The organism is Candidatus Kirkpatrickella diaphorinae (genome assembly GCF_025736875.1).
Lineage (GTDB): Bacteria > Pseudomonadota > Alphaproteobacteria > Acetobacterales > Acetobacteraceae > Sorlinia > Sorlinia diaphorinae.
In genome coordinates this window covers 68,555-90,528 of record NZ_CP107052.1, presented here as the reverse complement: position 1 = coordinate 90,528, position 21,974 = coordinate 68,555, and the positions used below count along the sequence as shown (strand labels likewise).

19 protein-coding genes and 1 tRNA gene are annotated in these 21,974 nt (G+C 57.8%); 10 read left to right on the top strand and 10 right to left on the bottom strand.

Annotation, left to right across the window (positions count from 1 at the left end):
- Positions 1-8: 8 nt before the first annotated feature.
- The 8 genes from queA (at position 9) to N5W20_RS00420 (ending at position 6,749) form a co-directional block, all read left to right on the top strand.
- A complete protein-coding gene (gene queA, locus N5W20_RS00455) occupies positions 9-1,091 on the top strand; it encodes a tRNA preQ1(34) S-adenosylmethionine ribosyltransferase-isomerase QueA (RefSeq protein WP_319806985.1) in 1,083 nt (360 codons plus the stop codon).
- Positions 1,084-2,244 carry a tRNA guanosine(34) transglycosylase Tgt gene (gene tgt / locus N5W20_RS00450; RefSeq protein ID WP_319806984.1) on the top strand — a complete coding sequence of 387 codons (1,161 nt, stop codon included), beginning with the start codon at positions 1,084-1,086 and terminating at the stop codon, positions 2,242-2,244. Before queA ends, tgt begins: the two co-directional genes overlap by 8 nt.
- Positions 2,211-3,296, top strand: a complete 1,086-nt coding sequence (queG, locus tag N5W20_RS00445) for a tRNA epoxyqueuosine(34) reductase QueG (RefSeq protein ID WP_319806983.1) — start codon at positions 2,211-2,213, stop codon at positions 3,294-3,296. Before tgt ends, queG begins: the two co-directional genes overlap by 34 nt.
- A 24-nt stretch (positions 3,297-3,320) precedes the next feature.
- Positions 3,321-3,566: a ribbon-helix-helix domain-containing protein gene (locus N5W20_RS00440; protein ID WP_319806982.1), complete on the top strand. Its 246-nt coding sequence runs from the start codon at positions 3,321-3,323 to the stop codon at positions 3,564-3,566.
- Positions 3,536-4,015 carry a hypothetical protein gene (locus tag N5W20_RS00435; RefSeq protein ID WP_319806981.1) on the top strand — a complete coding sequence of 160 codons (480 nt, stop codon included), beginning with the start codon at positions 3,536-3,538 and terminating at the stop codon, positions 4,013-4,015. The genes N5W20_RS00440 and N5W20_RS00435 overlap by 31 nt, the downstream gene beginning before the upstream one ends.
- Before the next feature lie 67 nt (positions 4,016-4,082).
- Positions 4,083-4,910 carry a TerB family tellurite resistance protein gene (locus N5W20_RS00430; RefSeq protein WP_319806980.1) on the top strand — a complete coding sequence of 276 codons (828 nt, stop codon included), beginning with the start codon at positions 4,083-4,085 and terminating at the stop codon, positions 4,908-4,910.
- 470 nt (positions 4,911-5,380) lie between these two features.
- On the top strand, positions 5,381-6,115 hold the full coding sequence (locus N5W20_RS00425) for an MlaA family lipoprotein (RefSeq protein WP_319807894.1): 735 nt from the start codon (positions 5,381-5,383) through the stop codon (positions 6,113-6,115).
- 16 nt (positions 6,116-6,131) lie between these two features.
- Positions 6,132-6,749 (top strand): MlaC/ttg2D family ABC transporter substrate-binding protein, encoded by a 618-nt coding sequence (locus N5W20_RS00420; RefSeq protein ID WP_319806979.1) that lies wholly within the window; start codon positions 6,132-6,134, stop codon positions 6,747-6,749.
- 60 nt (positions 6,750-6,809) lie between these two features.
- Here the strand turns inward: N5W20_RS00420 and N5W20_RS00415 are convergent, their stop codons facing one another.
- From N5W20_RS00415 to N5W20_RS00405, 3 genes are all read right to left on the bottom strand, one after another.
- Positions 6,810-7,316, bottom strand: coding sequence for a GNAT family N-acetyltransferase (locus N5W20_RS00415; RefSeq protein ID WP_319806978.1), 507 nt, complete (start codon positions 7,314-7,316; stop codon positions 6,810-6,812).
- Between the two features lie 156 nt (positions 7,317-7,472).
- Entirely contained in the window at positions 7,473-9,152 is a 1,680-nt protein-coding gene (gene ettA / locus N5W20_RS00410) for an energy-dependent translational throttle protein EttA (RefSeq protein WP_319806977.1), read from the bottom strand.
- 80 nt (positions 9,153-9,232) lie between these two features.
- A tRNA-Ile gene (locus N5W20_RS00405) sits at positions 9,233-9,306 on the bottom strand.
- Between the two features lie 152 nt (positions 9,307-9,458).
- On the opposite strand from N5W20_RS00405, the gene N5W20_RS00400 reads away from it, so the two are divergent.
- The gene (locus N5W20_RS00400; protein ID WP_319806976.1) at positions 9,459-9,758 is read left to right on the top strand and encodes a SelT/SelW/SelH family protein; all 300 of its coding nucleotides are present in this window, start codon (positions 9,459-9,461) and stop codon (positions 9,756-9,758) included.
- A gap of 82 nt (positions 9,759-9,840) precedes the next feature.
- Positions 9,841-10,365 carry an inorganic diphosphatase gene (gene ppa, locus N5W20_RS00395; RefSeq protein ID WP_319806975.1) on the top strand — a complete coding sequence of 175 codons (525 nt, stop codon included), beginning with the start codon at positions 9,841-9,843 and terminating at the stop codon, positions 10,363-10,365.
- 143 nt (positions 10,366-10,508) lie between these two features.
- Here the strand turns inward: ppa and N5W20_RS00390 are convergent, their stop codons facing one another.
- The 7 genes from N5W20_RS00390 to N5W20_RS00360 form a co-directional block, all read right to left on the bottom strand.
- Positions 10,509-11,735, bottom strand: a complete 1,227-nt coding sequence (locus tag N5W20_RS00390) for a glycosyltransferase (RefSeq protein WP_319806974.1) — start codon at positions 11,733-11,735, stop codon at positions 10,509-10,511.
- A gap of 117 nt (positions 11,736-11,852) precedes the next feature.
- Positions 11,853-12,635, bottom strand: a complete 783-nt coding sequence (locus tag N5W20_RS00385; RefSeq protein ID WP_319806973.1) for a hypothetical protein — start codon at positions 12,633-12,635, stop codon at positions 11,853-11,855.
- A gap of 195 nt (positions 12,636-12,830) precedes the next feature.
- Positions 12,831-15,806, bottom strand: coding sequence for a glycosyltransferase (locus N5W20_RS00380; RefSeq protein ID WP_319807893.1), 2,976 nt, complete (start codon positions 15,804-15,806; stop codon positions 12,831-12,833).
- Positions 15,796-17,547 (bottom strand): tetratricopeptide repeat protein, encoded by a 1,752-nt coding sequence (locus N5W20_RS00375; protein WP_319806972.1) that lies wholly within the window; start codon positions 17,545-17,547, stop codon positions 15,796-15,798. Before N5W20_RS00375 ends, N5W20_RS00380 begins: the two co-directional genes overlap by 11 nt.
- Before the next feature lie 29 nt (positions 17,548-17,576).
- The gene (locus N5W20_RS00370) at positions 17,577-19,037 is read right to left on the bottom strand and encodes an HlyD family type I secretion periplasmic adaptor subunit (protein WP_319806971.1); all 1,461 of its coding nucleotides are present in this window, start codon (positions 19,035-19,037) and stop codon (positions 17,577-17,579) included.
- Complete coding sequence (locus N5W20_RS00365; RefSeq protein ID WP_319807892.1) at positions 19,034-21,208, bottom strand: peptidase domain-containing ABC transporter; 2,175 nt, start codon at positions 21,206-21,208, stop codon at positions 19,034-19,036. Before N5W20_RS00365 ends, N5W20_RS00370 begins: the two co-directional genes overlap by 4 nt.
- Positions 21,209-21,474: 266 nt before the next feature.
- Positions 21,475-21,891 carry a hypothetical protein gene (locus N5W20_RS00360; RefSeq protein ID WP_319806970.1) on the bottom strand — a complete coding sequence of 139 codons (417 nt, stop codon included), beginning with the start codon at positions 21,889-21,891 and terminating at the stop codon, positions 21,475-21,477.
- Between the last annotated feature and the right edge of the window lie 83 nt (positions 21,892-21,974).

Sequence of the window (21,974 nt, the reverse complement as noted above, 5' to 3'; positions counted from 1 at the left end):
CGAGCGGCATGATGCGGACGGCCGATTTTGATTTCCACCTTCCTCCTGAAAATATCGCGACGTCGCCTGCGCGACCGCGTGAGGCCGCGCGCCTTCTTGTCATCCCAGCGCCAGATAACGCCGACGCCCTTTTGCCTGATGGACTGCCGACCGCGACTGTGCGGGATTTCCCTCAATTCCTCCGCCCCGGCGACCTTGTTGTGGCGAATGATACGGAAGTCATCAAAGCGCGCCTCGACGCCATGCGGGGACATGCAAAAATCGGGATCACCCTTGATCGCATCCTGCCTGATGGAAGCTGGCACGCCCTGGCGCGCAACGCGCGGCGGCTCCATGCGGGCGATCAGCTGACATTTTCAGATGACAATGTTACCGCTGAGATCATGTCAAATGAGGGTGATGGCGGCGTTGTGCTGCGCTTTTCTGCAGAAGGCGCGGCATTTGACGCTTTCCTGACGCGCTGCGGGGCGCTGGCCCTACCACCTTATATCGCCCGGCCTTTCGGCCCGACAGAGCAGGACGCCATCGATTATCAGACGATTTTTTCGAGAGAGAAAGGCGCGGTCGCGGCACCGACAGCGGGGCTGCATTTCACCCCCGCCCTTCTGGACGCCATTGACGCGTCGGGTGCTGAACGTTGCACTGTGACACTTCATGTCGGGGCGGGCACCTTCCTCCCTGTCCGAAGTGACGATTTGTCGCAGCATGTCATGCATGCGGAGTGGGGCGAGGTGTCGATGGAAACGGCGCAACGCATCAATGAAACACGTCATCGGGGCGGCCGTGTCATTGCCATCGGGACGACCACCCTGCGCCTGCTTGAAAGCGCGACGGCCGAGGACGGCACGGTCGCCGCATGGCGGGGGGAGACGTCGATCTTCATTACACCCGGCTATCGCTTCCGCGTGGTGGACGTGCTTCTCACCAATTTTCACCTGCCGAAATCGACCTTATTCATGCTTGTCTCGGCTTTCGCCGGGACAGAGGTGATGAAGCGGGCCTATCAAGAAGCCATCACGGCGGGTTTCCGCTTTTATTCCTACGGTGATGCCTGTCTGATTTTCCGTCGTGAGGATGTCTGCCATGACTGACATGAAATGGATCGCCCACGCGCAGGATGGCCAGGCGCGTGCCGGCATTCTGCAAACGGCGCATGGTGATGTTCCGACGCCAAGTTTCATGCCCGTCGGGACGGTGGGCACGGTCAAGGCCATGATGGCGGAGAGCGTCCGCGCGACAGGTGCGGGCATCGTCCTTGGCAACACTTATCATTTGATGCTGCGCCCCGGCGCTGAGCGCGTACGTAAACTCGGCGGGCTTCATCGCATGATGGACTGGCCCGGCCCCATCCTGACTGATTCCGGCGGGTTTCAGGTCATGTCACTCGGCGCGCTGCGCAAGCTGGATGAAGACGGGGTGACGTTCAACTCCCATATTGACGGCAGCAAACATCGCCTGACACCGGAGAGCAGCACGGATATTCAGCACGCGCTGGATGCGACCATCACCATGGCCTTCGATGAGTGCCCGGCTCTGCCCGCAACGCCGGAACACCTCGCCCAATCCATGGAACGCTCGATGCGCTGGGCGGCCCGATCCCGCGAAGCCTTCGTGCCACGCTCGGGATACGGGCAGTTCGGCATTGTGCAGGGCGGGACAGAGCCGGAATTACGGGTGCAATCGGTTAAAGCCCTGATGGATATCGGTTTCGAGGGATACGCGATCGGCGGGCTTGCGGTCGGGGAAGGTCAGGCGCTGATGTTTCAGACGCTGGATGTCACAGCCCCACGCCTCCCGACGGATAAATCGCGCTACCTGATGGGGGTTGGCACGCCGGATGATATGCTGGGCGCGGTGGCGCGCGGCATTGATATGTTCGATTGCGTCATGCCAACCCGCGCCGGGCGCACTGCACGCGCTTATACGGAACGCGGCACGCTGAATTTGCGTAATGCCCGCCATGCGGAAGATTTACGCCCCATCAGCCCAACATGCCCCTGCCCCGCCTGCACGAAGCATAGTCGCGCTTATCTGCACCATCTTTTCCGCGCGGGTGAAATTCTGGCGCCCATGCTTCTGACCTGGCATAATCTCACTTATTACCAGCGCCTGATGCAGGAGATGCGCGCCGCCATTATGGGCGGGACGTTCGAGGCGACAGCCCAGAAGATGCGAGATGACTGGGGGCGCGGCGACTGGTCGCTGGATGAATGGCCGCAACCCCGCCTTCCACCCGTGCCGTGACGCGCTCACTGGAAGATCATATCCGGCATCACGCGGCCTTACTGGGCTTTGACAGCGTGGGTTTCAGCCCGGCCGATCTGCCCGATAACGTTTTGTCACGCTTGCGGGAATTTGTCGCTGCCGGGCGGCATGGCACCATGTCATGGATGGCAGAGCGTATGGAAGCCCGTGCGCAGCCGCGTCATCTCTGGCCGGAGGTGAAAAGCGTCATCAGTCTCGGCCTGTCTTACGCGCCGGAGGGCGACGCGCTGGCGACCTTGCACAAACCGGATTGTGGTAATATCTCCGTCTATGCGCGCCATCGGGATTATCATGATGTTGTTAAAGGCCGGTTGAAGCAATTGGCCAATCAGATCATCAAATATGACCGGGATGCGCAGGTAAAGGTATTTGTCGATACGGCGCCCGTTGCTGAAAAACCCCTCGCCGCGCAAGCCGGGCTGGGGTGGCAGGGCAAGCATACGAACCTTGTCTCACGGGATGCGGGCTCATGGCTTTTTATCGGCACAATTTACACCACGGCCCAGCTTGAACCGAGCCCGCACCGGGCCGGAAAATGCGGCAACTGTGCACGCTGCCTGGATGTGTGCCCCACCCGGGCTTTCCCACAACCTTACGCGCTGGATGCACGTCGCTGTATCTCCTACCTGACGATTGAGCATCACGGCCCCATCCCCATGGCGTTGCGGCCTTTGATCGGAAACCGTATTTATGGTTGCGATGATTGCCTTGCTGTCTGCCCATGGAACCGCTTTGCGCAAATGACGGCGGAAATGAAGCTGACCGCACGGCCTGACCTGGTCGCGCCGTCCTTACAGGCGCTTTCCCGCCTTGACGATACGGCATTTCGCACGACATTCTCGGGCTCCCCGATTAAACGGATTGGCAGGAACCGGTTTATCCGCAATGTCCTCATCGCCATCGGCAATGCGGGCCGCCCCGCCCTGCTGCCAGAAACGTGGCGTCTGCAACATGATACCGACCCCGTCATCGCTGAAGCGGCGCGCTGGGCCGGGACGCGACTGCGCAGCCGCGAAATCTGCGCTGAATAAAGCCGCGCCGAAGAGGATCCGCCTATGTCGCAACTGGTCAAAAAGAGCTTCTCATTAAATGGCCACCGCACGAGCATCGCGCTGGAAAACGCTTTCTGGGCGCGTCTTCAAAAGATGGCGGGTGAGCGCACCCTGGCCAGCATCATTGTCAAATTCGACACGGAACGTGATCAGAACCAGTCCCTCGCCTCAACATTGCGTCTCGCCGTCCTGAAGCATCTGGAGGCAGAACTCGCCTCATGCGGCGCGACAAAGCACGACGCATCGTGATGCATCACCCGTCACGCCGTTTGCGCGGGTGGGGACAGGTGATGATCCGACGTTTGCGACACCTTCCTTTATCACTCTATGTTGTAGCATGGGTGACGTCAGGCGCCGCGCCTCCTCCTTTGCATGATCTGACCCTGTCAGCCGCTGGTTCGGCCACTGTGATTGAAGGCCACGTCGCGCGGGATGCGATGCAGCGTTATCAATTCACCCTTGATCAGCCTCGGGAGATCCGCATTCATCTCGCCTGCAAGAAGGGGGATGTCTCGTTCCAACTGGTTTCTCCGGCGCGCCTGCCGATTTATGATAGTCGTTACGGGGTGGAGGGACGTGACTTCGACATGCTTCTAACCAATAAGGAACGTTATGAAATCGACGTCATGCCCGGGCTTAACGGACTGCGCGACCATGATATGGCGGCGCCTTTCACCCTCTCAGTCACTGCTGATTGACCTGGCTGCCGCAACAGCTTTCCTGTCGAGATTGATGCGCGTTCCGTGGGCGTGATAAGTTGAGGGCATGGGCATGTGGGGCAAAATGTTTGGCGGGATTGCAGGCTTCGCGGTTGGCGGCCCGATCGGCGCGTTGATGGGGCTGGGGCTCGGCCATGCCGCCGATAATGGTCGCCTGCTTGAAGGGCCTGCCGGGGGTTGGGGTGAGAGATGGCGCAGCCAGGGCGCGCCGGACCCGCATGGCGCGGCTTTTCTCGGTGCAGCAAAAATGGCCGCGCTTCTGGGAAAGACGGACCAGCTTTTTGCCATTGGCCTCGTTGTTCTGAGCGCGAAATTATCCAAGTCGGACGGGCCTGTGAACCGGACGGAAATTGCCTGTTTCAAACAATTATTCCAGTTCCCGCCCGATAATGTGCGCGAAATCGGCATGTTATTCGATCAGGCGCGCCTGCGTGTCGATGATTTTGAAATGTATGCGCGCGAGCTTGGGCGTGCCTTCCGACATGACCCGTCCCCGCTTGAAAACCTCCTCACCGCTCTTTTCACGATCGCGCGGAGCGACGTGAGACCGGGTCATGATCTTGACCCTGCTGAAATCCGTTTCCTGCGCCGCACTCATCAGCTTTTCGGCCTTCCGGCCGGGAGTTGGGACCGGTTTTATGAAGGGCGGCCACCCCCCGCGACCCACGCGGTCGAGGCTTACCGCATTTTAGGACTGGCCCCCAGCGCGAGTGATGCGGAAGTCAAATCCCGATGGCGGGCGTTGATCAGACAGCATCATCCCGATATTGCCCGTCAGAAACCCCTCTCCGACGCCGCAAGGCGGGAGGCGGATGACAGAATGGCGCAGATTAATGGCGCGTGGGACCGCATTAAAAGGGATCGCAGATTGTAAGTTCCCCGCATCAATGACGACAATGCACGCGCTGACAAACCGTCCACACCCCGTTAAAAAAACATGAAACTGTGCCGGGGCTGACGCCTTCGTACCACGGCTTCACATATTTCGAGGGTTTCGCAATTGTGGTATCTTGTTTGAAAGTGTAGATCCGCACTAAACAGTTATTTAGCATCGATGCTCTATCCTGGATTCCGCTATAAACGGATCTGGCGCCGTCAACGGACGTCTGCGCATCATCGTGATGTATGAAATCTGAGGGCGGAGACGCCAATTTTGACTTGCTGGGTGGCAAAATGCATCCAAGTGACGGAAAGACTCGTTTACAATGCCGTTGTCTTCCCCACGATTAGAGGACCCGAATGACAAATTCCTGTGATCAATATTACCCTCCCATCGTTGGAAGACGTATAAAATTCGCGACGATTTTCCGTCGATTTTACTCTTTTAAAACGGCGATAACCGGCATGGCCGTTGCGCTTTTCCTCAATGGATGCGCGTCCTGGCGTGCTGAACCGCCGAAAGACCCGGAAGCACTTGCTGATTACAAGGAAGCCAACGACCCATACGAGCCCGTGAACCGCAAGATGTATGACATTAATATGTGGGCCTACCATAAGGCGCTGCGGCCTCTCGGCAAGGCGTGGGCATGGGCGGTGCCGCGTCCCGTTCGCAATGCGATCGGCAGCATCAATGAAACCTGGTATATGCCTTCCGTGTTCTTCAGTGATGTTGGCGCAGGCAAGCCGCGCCGTGCCGGAGATGACTTTACGCGATATGTCATAAATATGACGGTCGGTCTGGCAGGCATCTTTGACGTTGCGAGTTCGGTCGGTTATCCGCACCATGACAGTGACCCGGGCCTGACGCTGGCCTCATGGGGTGTGCCGAGCGGCCCTTATCTCTTCCTCCCCGGGGTTGGCCCCAATACTTTCCGCGATGCGTCGGGCTTCGCCATCGCTCAGGGCCTGTCTCCCATCAATTACGTGCCGCGCGGCTATTACCTCCTGACCTTCAATTGGGGTTACAACGTTACGGGGGCCTTCAATAATTTTGCGAACCAGATCGACTCTCTTGACCACCTCGAACAGGACTCTCTGGACCCGTATGCGTTTCTTCGCAGTGCATGGCAGCAGAACCGCGCCAGCCAGGTTGAAGCTTTACGCAATGATCACCGCGCTACCGTTCCAAACTGGTATTGATTGAGGACCGCATTCAATGAAACTCTTCAAATTTCGCAGACATTCGGTTTGCATTCTTGCGGTTTTGGGCGTTTTTGCGCTTTCCACGCCAAAGGCGTCTGCCCTCGATAAAGACGCCTCCCATTTTGTCAGTGATTTCGGTGGCCAGGTCGTGGCCGTCGTCAATAGTGACCAGTCTATGGCGGCCAAGAAAAAGGCCATCCTGCCGCTGGTGCAGAAAAACGTTGATATTGAAGCCATCGGCAAATTCTGCCTCGGACGTTACTGGCGCATCGCCACACCGGCAGAGAGGGCGCGCTACCTTGAGTTGTTTAACCAGGTGCTCGTCAATGCCGTGTCCGAGAAGATCGGCCAATATCGCGGTGTCTCGCTTGAGGTGACGGGCAGCCTCCCCTCATCAAACGGAAACGGCACCGTCGTGAGCGCGAAAATCATGCGCCCACACCAGCCTGTCGCCAATATGCAGGTGCTTGTGGTGGATCATGACGGGTTCAAAGTCGTGGATCTTATGGGAGAGGGCACAAGTATGCGCCTTACCCAGCGTCAGGATTATTCATCCTACCTCGCGCGCAATGGCGGGAAGATCGAAACGCTGATTGCGGCCCTTGAGCGCCAGATTTCCCGTCACCGCTAATCAACAGCATTCTCTGACCATTATTTTCAAAACGGCGCGCGGCCTTTTCTGCGCGCCGTTTTATTTATGGTCAAGCACAGCCTCGTAAACCCGCATCTCACGTCCATCACGTTGGAAGATTTCGCATTGCCGCATCCCGATCGAGCGGAGAACCGTCTGTGAGGCGAGATTATCCGCGCTCGCCACGGCGATGACGCGATGGATCCCGGCCGTGCGCGCGTAGGAAAGGGCAGCGCCCGCAGCCTCCCGCGCGAGGCCGCGCCCCTGCAAATGGGGGAAGAGCGCAAAACGAAGCCCGATGCCGCGACCGTCCGGCCTCTCATGGAAACCGGTCAGGCCGACAAAAACCCCTTTCTCCAATATCGCGAATATACCGATTTTGCGGCGCGCCCAGAAGGCCATATCCTCCGCGAGTTCCGCCTCCACCTGCCCCGGCGTCCGCACACCGCCCAGCATCCGCCCGAAGGACGCGGCATTGCCTTTAAGCCGCCGAAGGTCGGCGAGATCATGCCAGGATACGGGACGCAGAAAGAGGCGCTGCGTACGGATGGTGCGCAATTGACTCATCGGCTCAAGATGGGTCCGGCGCCGTCACAGCACATATCATCATGGCGTGCGGGACGCGCGTCACGGCGTCTCCGCCTCTATGAATCCGATTTCGTGCCATGTCGAAACACGGGAAGCGGTCGGAACGTGTCGTTACAGCGCCCGTACGCGCTTTGATCAGCGTGCGAGTGGGCGATATCGGATGCGGCTGGGCTCCGTCGCTTCCGGACCGAGGCGACGCCTTTTGTCTTCCTCATAATCCTGGAAATTCCCCTCAAACCACTCAACATGACTATCGCCCTCAAAAGCGAGAATATGCGTCGCGAGCCTGTCGAGGAACCATCGATCATGCGAGATCACCACAGCGCAGCCCGCATAATCCGCGAGCGCATCCTCAAGAGCACGCAGAGTATCGACGTCGAGATCGTTGGTCGGTTCGTCCAGCAGAATGACATTACTGTCCGTCTTGAGCATTTTCGCGAGGTGGACGCGGTTCCGCTCACCACCGGATAGAACACCGACACGCTTCTGCTGGTCGGCACCTTTGAAGTTGAAAGCACCGACATAGGCCCGCGAGGGCACGGCGCGTTTGCCAAGATGGATCACATCCGTCCCGCCGGAAATTTCCTCCCAGACTGTCTTGTCATCTGCAAGCGAGTCGCGCGACTGGTCGACGTAACCGAGTTTAACGGTGTCTCCGACTTTCAAACTGCCTGTGTCGGGATGCTCCTGCCCCGTGATCATGCGGAAAAGCGTGGACTTGCCCGCGCCGTTCGGCCCGATCACACCGACAATCCCGCCTGGTGGGAGTTTGAAGCTGAGATTTTCAATGAGGAGGCGATCACCAAAACCTTTTGTGAGATTTTCAGCCTCAATGACGGTTCCGCCAAGGCGCGGGCCGGGCGTGATGACGATATCCGCCGTGCCGCCAACACGCTCCTGACTGGCCGCGAGCATTTCCTCATATTTGGTGATACGGGCCTTGCTTTTTGCCTGACGTGCTTTCGGGGAGGCGTTGATCCAGTCCTGCTCCGCCGCGAGGGCGCGTTGACGGGCGCTTTCCTCTTTTTCCTCCTGCGCCAGTCGCTTCCGCTTCTGCGTCAACCAGGAGGAATAATTGCCCTCAAACGGGTAACCCCGCCCACGCTCAATTTCGAGAATCCAATTGGTTACATTATCGAGGAAATACCGGTCATGGGTAATAACCATCACCGTGCCCGCATAATCGCGCAGGGTTTTTTCCAGCCAGGCGACGCTTTCCGCATCCAGATGGTTTGTCGGCTCATCTAAAAGGAGCAGGTCGGGTTTCTCCAGCAAAAGGCGGCAAAGCGCAACGCGCCGCCGCTCCCCACCTGAAAGGTTAAAAACGGGACTTTCTGCGGGCGGGCAACGCAGTGCGTCGAGCGCGATTTCCAGCTTACGATCAAGCTCCCACCCGTCACCAGCATCAATGGCTTCCTGCAACTCAGCCTGTTCAGTGAGGAGGGCATTCATCTCCTCATCGCCCATCGGCTCCGCAAATTTCATGGAGATTTCGTTGAAGCGATCCACTGCTTTCTTGAGGGCACCGAAACCCTGCGCCACATTCTCCCCGACCGTCAGGGATTCATCCAGCTTTGGCTCCTGCTCCAGATAGCCGATGCGGGCACCCTCAGCGGCCCAGGCTTCACCCCCATATTCCTTCTCAATCCCGGCCATGATTTTCAAAAGGGTGGATTTACCGGCGCCATTAACACCGAGCACGCCGATCTTCACGCCGGGGAGGAAGGACAGGGTAATGCCCTTGAACACTTCTCTCCCGCCGGGATAAGACTTGGTGAGGTCCTTCATGACATAAACATATTGGTATGAAGCCACGTCAGGACCCCCGATCAAGAAAATTGGACATGCCGCATCAGGAAGAATGCATCTTGCGGAATGGTGCGGCAGAAAACCTATGCGCCCGGCAGGACTCGAACCCGCAACCAAGCCGTTATGAGCGGCCTGCTCTAACCAGTTGAGCTACAGGCGCCTAGGTGGTCCCGAAATTGCGCAGTTTGCAGATCTTTGCAAGCGATTAAGTGCATCTCAGGGATATTTTTGCGCATAATAAAGCTTTAGGCGAAGAGCGGAATTGTCGTTCCCCCACGGCAACGCTTCCGCCTGACTCAGGGAAAGATCATCATGATGACGCGCAAGACAGGTCATGTGGCCATTTATTATTGCACGCAATGCCATTGGCTGTTGCGGGCTGCCTGGCTCGCGCAGGAATTGTTGCAAACTTTTGGAGAGGACCTCACAGAAGTCGCCCTGCGGCCCGACCATGGCGGGCGGTTCGAGATCACGGTTGATGGTCACGTGATCTGGGAGCGCAAGGCCGATGGGGGCTTCCCGGAGGCGAAACTTCTGAAGCAGCGCGTGCGCGATGTGCTCTTTCCTGACAGAGATCTCGGCCATACGGATCGCCATCGTCGTGCGGACTGAAATTCCGTCTGTGCAAGCCTTCTGACTAAGGGTAAAAGAGGCTTAAATTTCCGCCATTCAAACGTCAGACAGGACTCTATCCATGGATCTCTCAAAAATCCCGACAGGCAAAAACATGCCGGACGATATCTTTGTCGTTATTGAAATCCCGGAGGGGTCTTCCGTCAAATATGAGGTGGATAAGGAAAGTGGCGCTGTCTTCGTTGATCGCTTTCTCTTTACGTCCATGAGTTACCCGGCCGCTTACGGGTTCATCCCCGGGACATTGGCGGCGGATGGTGACCCGGCCGATGCCCTTGTCCTCGCGCCCGGCCCGATCAGCCCTGGCGCGGTGATCCGTGTGCGTCCCGTCGGTATGTTGAAAATGGAGGATGAGAGCGGACAGGATGAGAAAATCATCTGCGTCCCCCATGACAAAATCCATACGCAATATAGCGATGTCAAAACGATCGACGATCTGCCCGTCATCACCCGCAGCGCCATCTCACACTTCTTTGAGCGTTATAAAGACCTCGAAAGTGGCAAATGGGTTAAAATCACCGGATGGGCCGGGCCCGAGGAGGCCAAAAAGATTATCATCGCAGCGCATGAAGCGGCGCGGAAATAATATCTGCCCATTAAAGTCGGCGAGGACCCTGACCGGCCTCGCCCGCCCTCTTTGCTGATACGGGCAGAAGGGAGAACGATCCGACGCCCTTCCCTGCTATATGATGAGGCGGGTCACGTCACCGGCGTCACCGCCTGTGAATTTCAGAAGCGCGCGACGTCTGAAATGATGCGCTCATAATGATTGAGATAGGCATCGAGATCGAGATGCGCTTCCGCCTCGCGCCGGGCATTCCGTCTCAAATTATTCGATAAATCCCGATCGGTCAGAATCCGATGGATACTGCCTGTGATCGCATCCGGATCGAGGCAGGATGTCAAAAGGCCCGTCTCCCCATCTTTGATGAATTCCCGCACAGGTTGGGTATCGCTCCCGACAATCGGGCAGCCAATGGCGAGCGCTTCTCGAAGGGACCAGGAGGCGACAAAGGGATAGGTCAGATAAATATGCGCATCTGATCGCTGAAGTAACTTCAGATAAAGCGGGTATGTGACCTGCCCGAGGAAATGCGTGCGTGACAGGTCAAGCCTGTCCCCCAATTCTGCCAGAAGGACTTCACGCCAATTGGCAAAACCCTTCCCCGGCAGGCGGCCGTAACTGACGCTGTCCCCGCCGACAATCGCGACTTCCACATCCGGCCTTTCAGCCAGAAGGCGCGGCAAAGCACGCATGAAACTATGGAAACCCCGATAAGGCTCAAGGTTTCGCGCGACATATGTAACGAGTTTCTTCTCCGGCGCGATGACATGCCCGTTAATTTCCAGTGGACGCCGCGCCGCACCCGGGTCAGGCCGACAATGATTGAGATTGACCCCTTCCCTGATCAGATTGATCTGAGGACGCGCCCAGGATGGATAGGTTTTCAGCTGAAAATCGGTTGGAGTCTGCCCATGTTCGTTCAGACTGAGCGCCAGAAGATTAACGGCGTTTTTCTGTCGCACGACCGGGAGTAACTCAGCCTCCAACGGGAATTCAGGGTCGAAATCAACATCGAAACCCTTCGTATGATAGAAGAATTCAAAATATCCAAGGAGTGGTGTGGATGGGTAGACATCTTTAATGTCCAGCAATTCACCCCAACCATGGTGCCCGATAATCACATCGGGGATGAAGCCGAGCGCTTTCAGGTTACGCGCCGCACGGGCCACGGCCTCCGCGCGGAGGAGGCCAAGCTCATATTCATGCAGCCCGGGCATTGACCTGACTTCCGGCGCACGGGCAATGCGGTAAAGCACGCGGCGCACGTTTTCAATCGCGTTTTCATTGACTTCCGAAATGAAGACAATCTCATTTTCCGGATTTCGTCCCAGATGCCGAATAATATGCAGAAACTGTCCGGGAAAATTCTGGTGGATGAAAAGAAAGCGCACGTTTTGTTCGTCCTGGGTCTCAGCTTGGAGCCTGTTCCGTGAAGGTGCAGGCACATTCATCCGTGACGGGCATCACCGTGAGGGTTATGTACGTCGCGGAGAATGCGCGTGGCGAAGTCAGGCGGTTTTTTTCCGCCCGCGACCTGCTGCCGGGGACGCGCCTTTACTTGCGGATTTCAGCGGCACGATATCAAGTTTGAAAGCCTCCAGCGCGGCATGGCTTTCAGCGGAAATCACCGCATCCGCATTGGTTCTCTCAACCTGTGACCCATCGACAAAGTACGCCTCAACCATCACGGCGAAATTTTCTGCCGCCGCGTTTTTCAGACGCACGCGCAGCCCCAGAATGGGCAGCGCCATCCCGCGGGAACCGCAGAAAGTGCCGCCCTCCACCCAAGGTGACAGCCAGCCTTTCCCGAGCATCGCCTGATATTCAATATCTTCAGGCGCGACGTCTTTTTTAGGCGACAGGCCGAAGCCCTCAATCCATTGCTTACTCCCCGGCTCACCGACCCAGTTCCCGAAACTTCCGGTAACGTCCCCCTGGGACCGGATATGGGCCGAGATTTCCGGCATGTTCTGCGCGCCGGGGTGCGGGGCGTCGCCACCTGCAATATCGGATGAAGCGCCCTCCTCAGCCGGGCGAATGACGGGGCCACTCAGACGCGCCACCTGCACGTCGGGGATTTCAGTCGTATCATTGGGAAGGCTGTATGTCGTGACCAGAACCTGCGCCGGGCCCCGATTGACGCGCACGAGCGCCGCGCCACCGGGATTACTGATGATACCCTCCTCATCAAGCGCTGAGATCGTGACAAGTCCCTGCGGAATATTAGGTGCCTGCGTCACTTTGACAGCCGGAAACCCGGGAGCGGCGAAATGCTCCACCGGCTTACTCATAAAAATACAATAGAGGCCCGCATCAAAAGTCATCAAAGATGCATTGGACTGTATCTGTACGATCGATTTCCCTGATTCCGAACCGTTCGGCATGACAAACCTTCCTGACTGACTTGTTAAACCCCGCGCGTTAACAGCGGCATCCATGATAAGTGATAGCTGATTGCGGCCCCAATACAAGACGCCGTCAAGAAATTATTTTCCCCCAATTTCGGGCAGTTTGCGGCCCTCATCTAACGCCCCTTCCGATGGTGGATGGAACATGTCGGCCAATCGTGAGACGTTCATGCCCAAGGGTAGAATAACGGAACCGTGAACCCGCCGCATCCGCTCCGCCTGCGCCCCGATATCGAATACTGCAATTCTGGAAATTTTCGCCATCAGAAGACTTAACGCAAAACACCAGGTTTCCGGCCAAATGGAGGGCAGAAATCCCCAGTGAGGTTGAAACGCCTCAATCAGGCTAAGAGCTTCTTCATTATTTTTATACTCACCCGTCACATGGACTTTGCCTGTCGCAAGGAGGCGATCATCATCGACACTATGCCCGATCACGAGAATATCAAGCGCGCGATGCGTACGCTGGGCGTAACGCGCCAACGCAAGTAACACGTCGTAACCTTTATCCTTCCCGATCGCCCCAACCACACAAATGCGCACGGCAGCCCCCCTCACCCGCCGCGGAACTCGACGATTCGGCGTTGCGGGCAAGTCAGATGGCGACATAACGATGACGGGCACCGTGTCAAAATGCCGCATCATGCGCGTGGCCGTATCATGGCACGGCGCCACAACACGGCGTGCCTCACGTAACAAGGCGTCAGATCGTGCCACGCGCGCCGCCACGGGGAGGTTTTCCCCCGTCAGGTCACCCAAACGGTCCACGCATTTCTGGCAGCTTTCCAGATCCGGCTCTCCACAATAACGGCTTTTATCGCTGAGAAGCGTGACGCGCGGGCAGAACCACGCATAATCATGGACGTAAATATCGCTCGAAACAGCAAGAGCGCGCGGCAATTGATGCATAATCGCGGCATGACCCACCATATGATGGATCTCGACGAGAGCAGGCGACATCTCCTTGAGGAACGCCACCAGATCCCCCCAACCTTCCGGCAGGCGGAAGATGACTTCCCCATCATCGCCGCCAAAACGCGACAATCGGCATCCCTCATAATGCGGTCGGATAACCAGCGTTGCCAGGCCCTGATCCTGAAACCATTGCGCGCGGTCCTTGACAATGCGTTCCACACCGCCACCCGCATCATGCGTCACCAATATCGCGGTGCGATGCGGGGCTTCCCGCCATGTCGCTTTGATGGCACGCGCGATGACGTCATTGCGGAAAGCCGCGAGCGGATCTTTTTCAATGAAGGCGTCAATGGCGGCGAGGTAACCCGGATGTAATTTCTCGACCAGTTTGAGGTTGCGCGCCAAAAGGTCATCTCGTGCGCCGTTAAATGACAAGCTGCCATGATGGGCCACATAGACCCGCGTCGCCGCGATATGTCGCCATCCATGATCAGCGGCGCGCAGGCAGAAATCATTTTCCTCCCCGTAACCCTGTGCGAAAAGCGCGTCGCGGAAAAGGCCCGTTTCTTCGAGGCACGCGCCCTTGATCGCCATGCAGAACCCATGCGCGGTGGGCACATCAAGGCCGGGTGCAAACGCGCTCTCCGATAAAATGCGATCCAGGAAAGCGCCATGCGCCGGTGAGGGAAATGGATTAGGTTTGTCCACATAGGGCAGGGAGAAAATCGTCGCGTGATTTGAAAAAGGCGTGGCCGTGCCGATATCCGCGGCACTATGCAGCGCCGCGCGCAGGCGGCGCACGCCATCATTGAAAAACATCGCGTCATTATTCAGCAAAATGACGTCCCGCCCCGCTGCCTGCTCCAGTCCCGCATTTACGCTTGCAACGAAGCCGAGATTTTCCTCATGTGTCAGGAGGGTGATGTCACCGGAAGCGGCCAGAAGATGCAGCGCCTCCCTTAGTTGCGGGTCCGGGGTCGCGTCATTAATGACGAGTATCTCCAGGTCGTCAGTCCGCGCATCCAGCACGGAATTGAGGCAGGCGCGGCTTTCCGCCAAGCCGCGATAGACAGGGATGATGACGAGACAGGCTTCCCGCCTTTTTGGTGCCCCTGCGCGCGGCGATGGCGCTGAAAGCTGCGCATCGCCCGACGAAACACGGGGAGGGCGCGTCTCCAATAAGGCGCGCAGCGCCGGCGTCACCGGGCTCCCCATCAAATGGCGCCCATAACGGTCCGTCACGTCAATACGGGCATCACGCGGGATAGATTTCATGGGAAATGTGAATCGCCGGGCGGCGCGAAATATCGCGTAACGATTCATGTCCCCCGCATCTTCCTGCGGCAGGATGCGATGGGCGTGACCCGCGCATTTAATCAATATCTCGGCGGGTGTTTCCGGGTCATGCGGATACCAGATCCAACCCTCCAATTTCCCGTTTTTACAGGTGACAAAACCCTCTGTCTGCCGGATGGCCTGCAAGTCGATCGGCGCGCCGAGGAGGGGCTTATCGTCAGCCAGCACCTCAAGATGCGTCGCCGCCACCCATTTTTCAGGCAGGGCAAAGGGTAAAGAGACATTTTGCGCAATGAAATGATCATCCAGCTTGATGCTGACCGGCGCGTCGCTCTGCCCGATGAGAATACCCGCATTGCTGACACCGCACCACCCGACTTTATTAACGTGCCGCCTGACGAGGTCCGCTGTCGGGTAGATTTCAGGCGGCGGCGCGTTCCGGCTGAGGAGCGCTTCTGTCACCGCGCAGGCTTGATCAATCCGTCGCAATCTCAGCCAAGTGACCGCAAGCGCCGCTAAGACGCGGGGCGACGCCGTGATGTCGACCAGTTTGCCGAGTTGCACGCAGGCTGCCGCCCAATCCCCTGCGGCAAAATACGCGAAGGCGCGCGCTGCGGCCACGTTGAGGTCATCCGGCGCCATACGGGCGGCGCGGTCAAGCCAAGTTATGGCCTGACTGTAATCCCCGGAAAGGGCGGCCTCCGTGCCACGCCGGTAGGATAGCTGGGCACGTTGATCGGCCCAGCATTTCCAATCCGCGCGCTGTCGTGCCGTAACTTTATGGCCGTAACCGGTGAAGAGCGGCCGCGGCCTCTTTCGTCGGGCAGGGCCGTCATCCGGCATCGACAACCATCGATTTATTCAGCGCGATAAGGGCCTGTGACGCCTCCGGAACACCGGATTTCTCAGCGCGCTCATACCATAGCTGCGCACCTTCCAGATTGACCTCACCACCCAGGCCGCGCTCAAGATACCGACCCAACATTAATTGCGCCAGGCCGTGACCGCGTTCCGCCGCCAGGCGAAACCAGCTTTGCGCCTCTGCGCGATTCTGTTCCTCAACATGATGGCCGCCGCCCAGCATGGCCCCAAGGCCGAACGTGCCATCGACATTGCCACGCTGCGCGGCCGATCGGTAAAGTTTGAGTGCGCGCGGGTGATCTTCCCCCAGAACGGATGTTCCCGTCACGAGGAGTTGCGCCAGCGCAACCTGGGCCTCCGGCATCTCGGCATCTGCCGCTTTCTCCAGCCATTCGACGGAAGCCGCCGGGTCCGCCTCAACGCCGAATTCACCGCCATAGAGGCGGCCTAACCAATATTGTGCATTAACGACACCTTTCGCCGCGACCTTGAACCATTGGATGGCCGCCTGCGGATTTTCCTCCGTGCCCACCCCCTGAGCCAGGCAGACGCCAAGATTAAATGCCGCCACCAGGCTCCCTTCTTCAGCCTCGGTCATGAAGCGCTTGAACAGATCTGATTTCTGGGATTCCGACCCGACACCGATCAGGGCCAGATTGCCGAAATCGGCACTGGCGACTGAATCGCCCATTTCCGCCGCCGTATGAAACCATTGCGCCGCGAGGTCGAGATCACGTTTCACGCCTGACCCGGTGAGGTAAAGAAGCGCAAGCCCGCGCGCCGCCGCCGCATGGCCCATCTCAGCCGCAAGGCGATACCACCCCCCTGCATCCTCAAAATTGGGAGCGTGGTCAAAGCCACGAATATTCAGGTCGCCGAGGATCGCGGCAGCCTCAGCCTCCCCTTTCAGCGCGGCACGGCGAAGCCATGTCTCGGCCTGAAAAAGGTCTTTCTCGACGCCGCGGCCATGGAGCAGGTAAACACCGTAACGCAGCGCGGCCGCCGTGACGCCGCCTTCCGCCGCTTTCTGAAAATTCCGCGCGGCACGGACATCGTCTTGCGGCGCGACAATCCCGAGTTCATATACCCAGCCAAGATAGAAAAAAGCGGTCGGCAGGCCGGCATCCGCCGCCTTGCGCAAAAGAGCGATCGCAGTTTTATCCGGTGAGGACTGAAGACGCGCAATGCCGAGGCCGAGACTCCCCTGAGGAGAGCCTTTCTCATGCGCGATCTCATACCATTTGAGGGCTTTCTGCTCATCCTTGATCTCATGCGGACCGGATGAATAAATATAACCGAGGAGCCCCGCCGCCTCGACATGCCCGGCTTCCGCCGCTTTAAGGGCCCAGGGCAGCGCCCCGGCGAGGTCGGGCACCCGTTCCTCCATTGAAACGCCGCTATAAACGTCCTCACTCTCCGGATCGAAGCCCTTCGGGTAGCCGATAAGGTGCAATATGGCGAGGAAGTACTGCGCGTCCGTATGGCCGACCTCGGCAGCGCGGCGAAGCCAGCGCTCACCTTCCCGAAACTGGTAGGGTGTGCCACGTGCCTCAAGGTAGGCGCGCCCGACGCGATATTGCGCCTCAACCACACCCTCTGCCGCAAGGGCCGACAGGCGGGAGAACCCCTCGACGGCCCGATCATCCTCTTCGAGAAGCGCGATCGCGTTTTGCAGACGCCGCGGCTTCGAGACAAACATATTCAAGCGTGGAGAAATCGCCACTTGCTTTTACCTCAACGTCTTTGACCTCTTTACGAGGGCTCTCTCAGCCCCGACGAAGTTGCCGCTGTCAAACGATTGAAGAAATATTGCAGCATCGTCCGTTTGCCCACCTGGATATTCGCCGTGACCGGCATACCCGGTATCGGATGGAAGAAGGACGGCACGCCATGCAGCGTGTAACGATCAATCCGCAGACGGACACGGTAAAAGCCATTCGCCATGGATTGTGGTGACTGACCGCGCCCCGCCGCGCCAGCGACGTCCTGAGGAGCATCCTCGCTTGAGAACGTATCCGCACTGATGACGCGGACGGTGGCATCCGCGCCCCCATATTGATTATAGGGAAAGGTGGAAAATTTCAGTAAAGCATGGTCACCCAATTTCACGAATCCTGCATCCTGCCCGCGCAGAACCGCCTCCATCTCAAGCGCTGCGCCTGTCGGGACGAGACTGACGAGAACCTGCGCCCCCTGCACCACCGCCCCGACCGATACTTTCGCGACGTTCAGGACGACACCATCCTCCGGGGCCCTTAATAAGATCAGCTCGCTGCGCAATTTGGATTTTGTAAATTCGGCCTCCGACTCATCATATCGATGCTGGGCCTCGCTGAGTTTCGCGTAAACATCGGCAAGCCAGTTTTCCTTAAAGGCAGCGAGCTCCTGCTGCGTTGCGGCAAGTTTGGCCCTGGCCGCGTTGGCATTCTGCTGCGCCTCAATCTGAGCGCGCTCCGCGTCAATCAGCTCACCCTGCGCGCCCAGAGTCATCAGGCGGCTCCCGACAGCTTCCTTCTGGAGTTTCTGACGCATTTCAAGGATCTGACCCCCGATATTGGCGCGTCCCCGATACATGGCGGCACTGGCAACATAACCCTGGATCTGACTCTGTAACGAGGCAATATCCTGCTCATATTGCTGGGTTTTGGCTGCAAATTCGAGCCGCCGCTTCAGGAAGGCCGCCGCCTCATTGACGGAATAGGGATTTTTGATGTCCGCCGTATAATCCTTACCTTCAGCCTCCGCCTTGAGGCGATTGACTGTCGCCTGATAAGCATCCCGCTGGGCGCGTTTATCGCCGATATCCGCCGTTGTGATTGTGGGGTCAAGATGCGCGAGGATCTGCCCTTTCTGCACCACATCGCCCATATTGACGTCGACGGAGCGCACAATGGATGTCTCCAGCGGCTGCACGATGATGGTGCGCTCGACAGAGACGAGCCTTCCGGGGGTGGTGACGATTTTATTCATGGGGAATAGCGCCGCGGCGAGGAAGCACATGATGAACATCCCCCCCACGACCCACATGATGTAGAGCGCCGCCGGAGAGGGCGGCATGTTGACGAGAGACGCTGTCGGAGAGTGGAACTCCAGCAGCGCGAGCGGCATATCCTGTTGCGCGAACGGGTCGTCAGCCTCACGCGGCGCAATCGGATTGACGGGACCGTCATTTTCCTTCTCGGGATCCTGCTCGACAATATCTTTGTCACTCATTTTTCTTTCCCCCCGGGAGAAACATCGCGCCCGGAATCAGTATCCGACGATCCGGAGGATTCATGGTGATGTGTGTGACGATTCTGCTGCATCCAAAGCGTGCGGTAGACGTCGCAGCGTTCCAGCAGGACGGCATGAGGCGCGACATCAATCACCTGGCCGCGATCCATGACGCAGATCATGTCGCAATCCACCAGGGAGGAAAGACGGTGCGAGACAATCACCATCGTGCGTCCCTGACTGATGCGCTTCAGATTGGCATTTACGAGGGCCTCGCTCTCGGGATCGAGGGCGGAGGTCGCTTCATCGAGGATCATCAGTTTCGGGTCACTGATCACGGCGCGGGCAATGGCAAGGCGCTGACGCTGACCACCTGAGATATTGGTCGAGCCTTCCTCAATCTGGGTTTCGTAACCTGCGGGCATCCGGTCGATAAATTCCTCAGCGCCCGCCAGACGTGCGGCGCGGATGACGTCATTCATCGTGTAACCGGGCCGACCGGAAACAATATTATCAGCGATCGACCCTCTGAAAAGAAAGTTATCCTGAAGGACCACGCCTAGAGAGCGCCGCAAATGCGTAAGATTGATTTCCCGCAATTCAAGCGCGTCGAGGCGCAGAAACCCTGCATAGCCCCGGCTGACACCCTGTAAGAGGCGCGTGATCGTGGATTTGCCGGAGCCTGATCGCCCGACGAGCCCCAACATTGTCCCGGCAGGCACCTCAAATGTCACATTATTGAGGGCTTTATTGGAAGAACCAGGATAAGTGAAATCGACATTCTGGAAAGACAGGGCGCCGCGCAGAATTGGCCGCATACCCGTCGTGAGCGCTTTCGTTTCCGTCGGCTGGTTCAGAACAATGCCCGCCTCATTAAGCGAGGTTGTCACCTGATTGACGTCTTCAAGGATTTTGGCGAGGCTGACAAGCGGCGACGCAACGCGTGAGCCGAGCATCATGAAGGCCAGAAGCGCACCGACACCGACACCGCTATTTGTTTTAAGCGCAAGATAGGCCCCGACGAGGATGATCCCGCGATTAATGAACATATCGAGCGGCATCACGAGTGTGGCAGGCCAGTTTGACATGCGGCCTGAAGCGAGCTTCCAGCGGATGACATTGGCGGTCGTCTCGTCCCATTTCTCCCGCCTTGTCTGCTCCAGCGCGAGGGTCTTGATGGTCCGGATACCCGCGACGGTTTCATAAAGGACGGAGCCCCTCTCCATCTCCGCATCCACCATCTTCGTATAAACGCGCGTCATGGGCGGCAGGAAGACGACGACAATCAGGCCGATCAGGCCGGCACAGGCGAGCGTCATCCAGGCGAGCGTCGTGCTCATGTAGAAAAGCACAGGCAGAATCACGAAAAGCGTGAACATATCGAGGAATGTTGAAAGCAGCTTGCCCGTTAGAAAGTCACGCACGCGGTAAAGGGCCATGTAACGGCCAATCACGCGGCCCGCCTGCTCCCGCTCATAAAATTCGAGCGGCAATGAGAGAAGGCGGTTGAATGCGTGCAGGGAGATGCGCGCATCCACCCGTGTCGTCATGACAAGTGTCAGTTCCCGCCGCGCATAAGTCAGCATAATTTCGTAAAAAGTGAGTATCACCACAATACCGGTGATCGAAATCAAAGTCGCGGTCGAGTGGTAATTAACGACGCGATCCACCACCTGCATCACAATCAATGCGGGGAAGATCTGGAGAACGGCCAATATCATTGAAGCAAAGACGATGTTGCGGAGACTGACTTTCTCACGCAGGACGATCTTCGCGAACCACATCATATCAAAGCGCGCATCGGCTTCGGAAAGGTCGCGGCGGCGTTTGACGAGCAATATATCCCCGGTCCAGACCTCGGATAAACGCAATTCATCCACCGGGACGGGTGTCGCGTTTTCAGGCGCAAGCGGGTCACGTAGCCAGACAATATTGCGCTCAGGGTCAACGCGCACCATGAGGGCCGCGGAACCATCGCGCAGCATCAGCACCACGGGGGGCGTGTTATACATGCGCACAAGGAAGCGCCATTTGATGCGCATCCCCTTGGCGACAGCACCGAAATCATTGAGCCACCGTGCAAGCGTCGCCGGAGAGGGGGATGTTTCACCGGGCTCAGCCGCGAAATCCTTGATATCGAGCTCGATACCGTGGAATTTTGCGGCGGCCATGGCTGCACGTATCCGGATGTAAGCCGGGCTTGCCTCGCCCGTTAATCCAGTTTGTTTACCAGTCTGATCCACCAATTGCCCTCATACGATGCAATGAAAAACGCGGAAACACTCACTTGGGATTTATAAGATGCCGCTCCTAAAACAAATGCGCGCATCTGCAAAGCGGCCTATAGCACAAAATAGGGCTCTCCAGTGAGAAAACACAGTGCCAGAATTGTCATATTAACTTTAAATTCGTAATATGCGCGACACAAACTCTACGATTATGGCGGCATATTGAGCGTCACACGCGATGCAAGCACAGGTTGCGCCGCAATCCCTGCCGTTAATGACGTTAATAAGTGCGGAGACGCGACATAAACAAGCTCCCTCCTGAGGGCGTCAGAGGCACTGAGCAGCGCGATCACTTCTCGATAAATCTCATCCACCCCCTTATGCCGGACCTGACAGCAGGGGCATTGTGCAGTGTGACGCCAGGGTAATGACAGGATAGGAGCTGTCTCCGCGACCTCGATAATGCGGTGCCAATGGTTGGATGAGGAAAATTGACCCTCCGTGAGGAGAATCGCGCTGGATCGTCTCGATGCAGGCCAGTCCGGCACGCACGCGGCCAAAGTCAGGTTGATGCGGCTCAATATATTACGCTCCATGTCCGGCCCAACGCGGGGGACCGGCCTCATTTAAGCGTTTCGCACTCTTGCGCTCAAGCCGGGACGCATTTTAGTTTGACGTTCGAAAGGGCTGACGCGCGACGACACGCCCT

Bases quoted from the DNA above. Each gene is read 5' to 3' on its own strand.
- N5W20_RS00430 (WP_319806980.1), top strand. From the start codon at position 4,083: ATGGGCATGTGGGGCAAAATGTTTGGCGGGATTGCAGGCTTCGCGGTT.
- N5W20_RS00400 (WP_319806976.1), top strand. From the start codon at position 9,459: ATGATGACGCGCAAGACAGGTCATGTGGCCATTTATTATTGCACGCAA.
- N5W20_RS00365 (WP_319807892.1), bottom strand. From the start codon at position 21,208: ATGGCCGCCGCAAAATTCCACGGTATCGAGCTCGATATCAAGGATTTC.
- N5W20_RS00425 (WP_319807894.1), top strand. From the start codon at position 5,381: ATGGCCGTTGCGCTTTTCCTCAATGGATGCGCGTCCTGGCGTGCTGAA.
- N5W20_RS00435 (WP_319806981.1), top strand. From the start codon at position 3,536: ATGCGGCGCGACAAAGCACGACGCATCGTGATGCATCACCCGTCACGC.
- queG (WP_319806983.1), top strand. From the start codon at position 2,211: ATGGCCGCAACCCCGCCTTCCACCCGTGCCGTGACGCGCTCACTGGAA.
- N5W20_RS00385 (WP_319806973.1), bottom strand. From the start codon at position 12,635: ATGAGTAAGCCGGTGGAGCATTTCGCCGCTCCCGGGTTTCCGGCTGTC.
- N5W20_RS00440 (WP_319806982.1), top strand. From the start codon at position 3,321: ATGTCGCAACTGGTCAAAAAGAGCTTCTCATTAAATGGCCACCGCACG.
- ppa (WP_319806975.1), top strand. From the start codon at position 9,841: ATGGATCTCTCAAAAATCCCGACAGGCAAAAACATGCCGGACGATATC.
- queA (WP_319806985.1), top strand. From the start codon at position 9: ATGATGCGGACGGCCGATTTTGATTTCCACCTTCCTCCTGAAAATATC.
- N5W20_RS00380 (WP_319807893.1), bottom strand. From the start codon at position 15,806: ATGCCGGATGACGGCCCTGCCCGACGAAAGAGGCCGCGGCCGCTCTTC.
- N5W20_RS00370 (WP_319806971.1), bottom strand. From the start codon at position 19,037: ATGAGTGACAAAGATATTGTCGAGCAGGATCCCGAGAAGGAAAATGAC.
- tgt (WP_319806984.1), top strand. From the start codon at position 1,084: ATGACTGACATGAAATGGATCGCCCACGCGCAGGATGGCCAGGCGCGT.
- N5W20_RS00360 (WP_319806970.1), bottom strand. From the start codon at position 21,891: ATGAGGCCGGTCCCCCGCGTTGGGCCGGACATGGAGCGTAATATATTG.
- N5W20_RS00415 (WP_319806978.1), bottom strand. From the start codon at position 7,316: ATGAGTCAATTGCGCACCATCCGTACGCAGCGCCTCTTTCTGCGTCCC.
- N5W20_RS00420 (WP_319806979.1), top strand. From the start codon at position 6,132: ATGAAACTCTTCAAATTTCGCAGACATTCGGTTTGCATTCTTGCGGTT.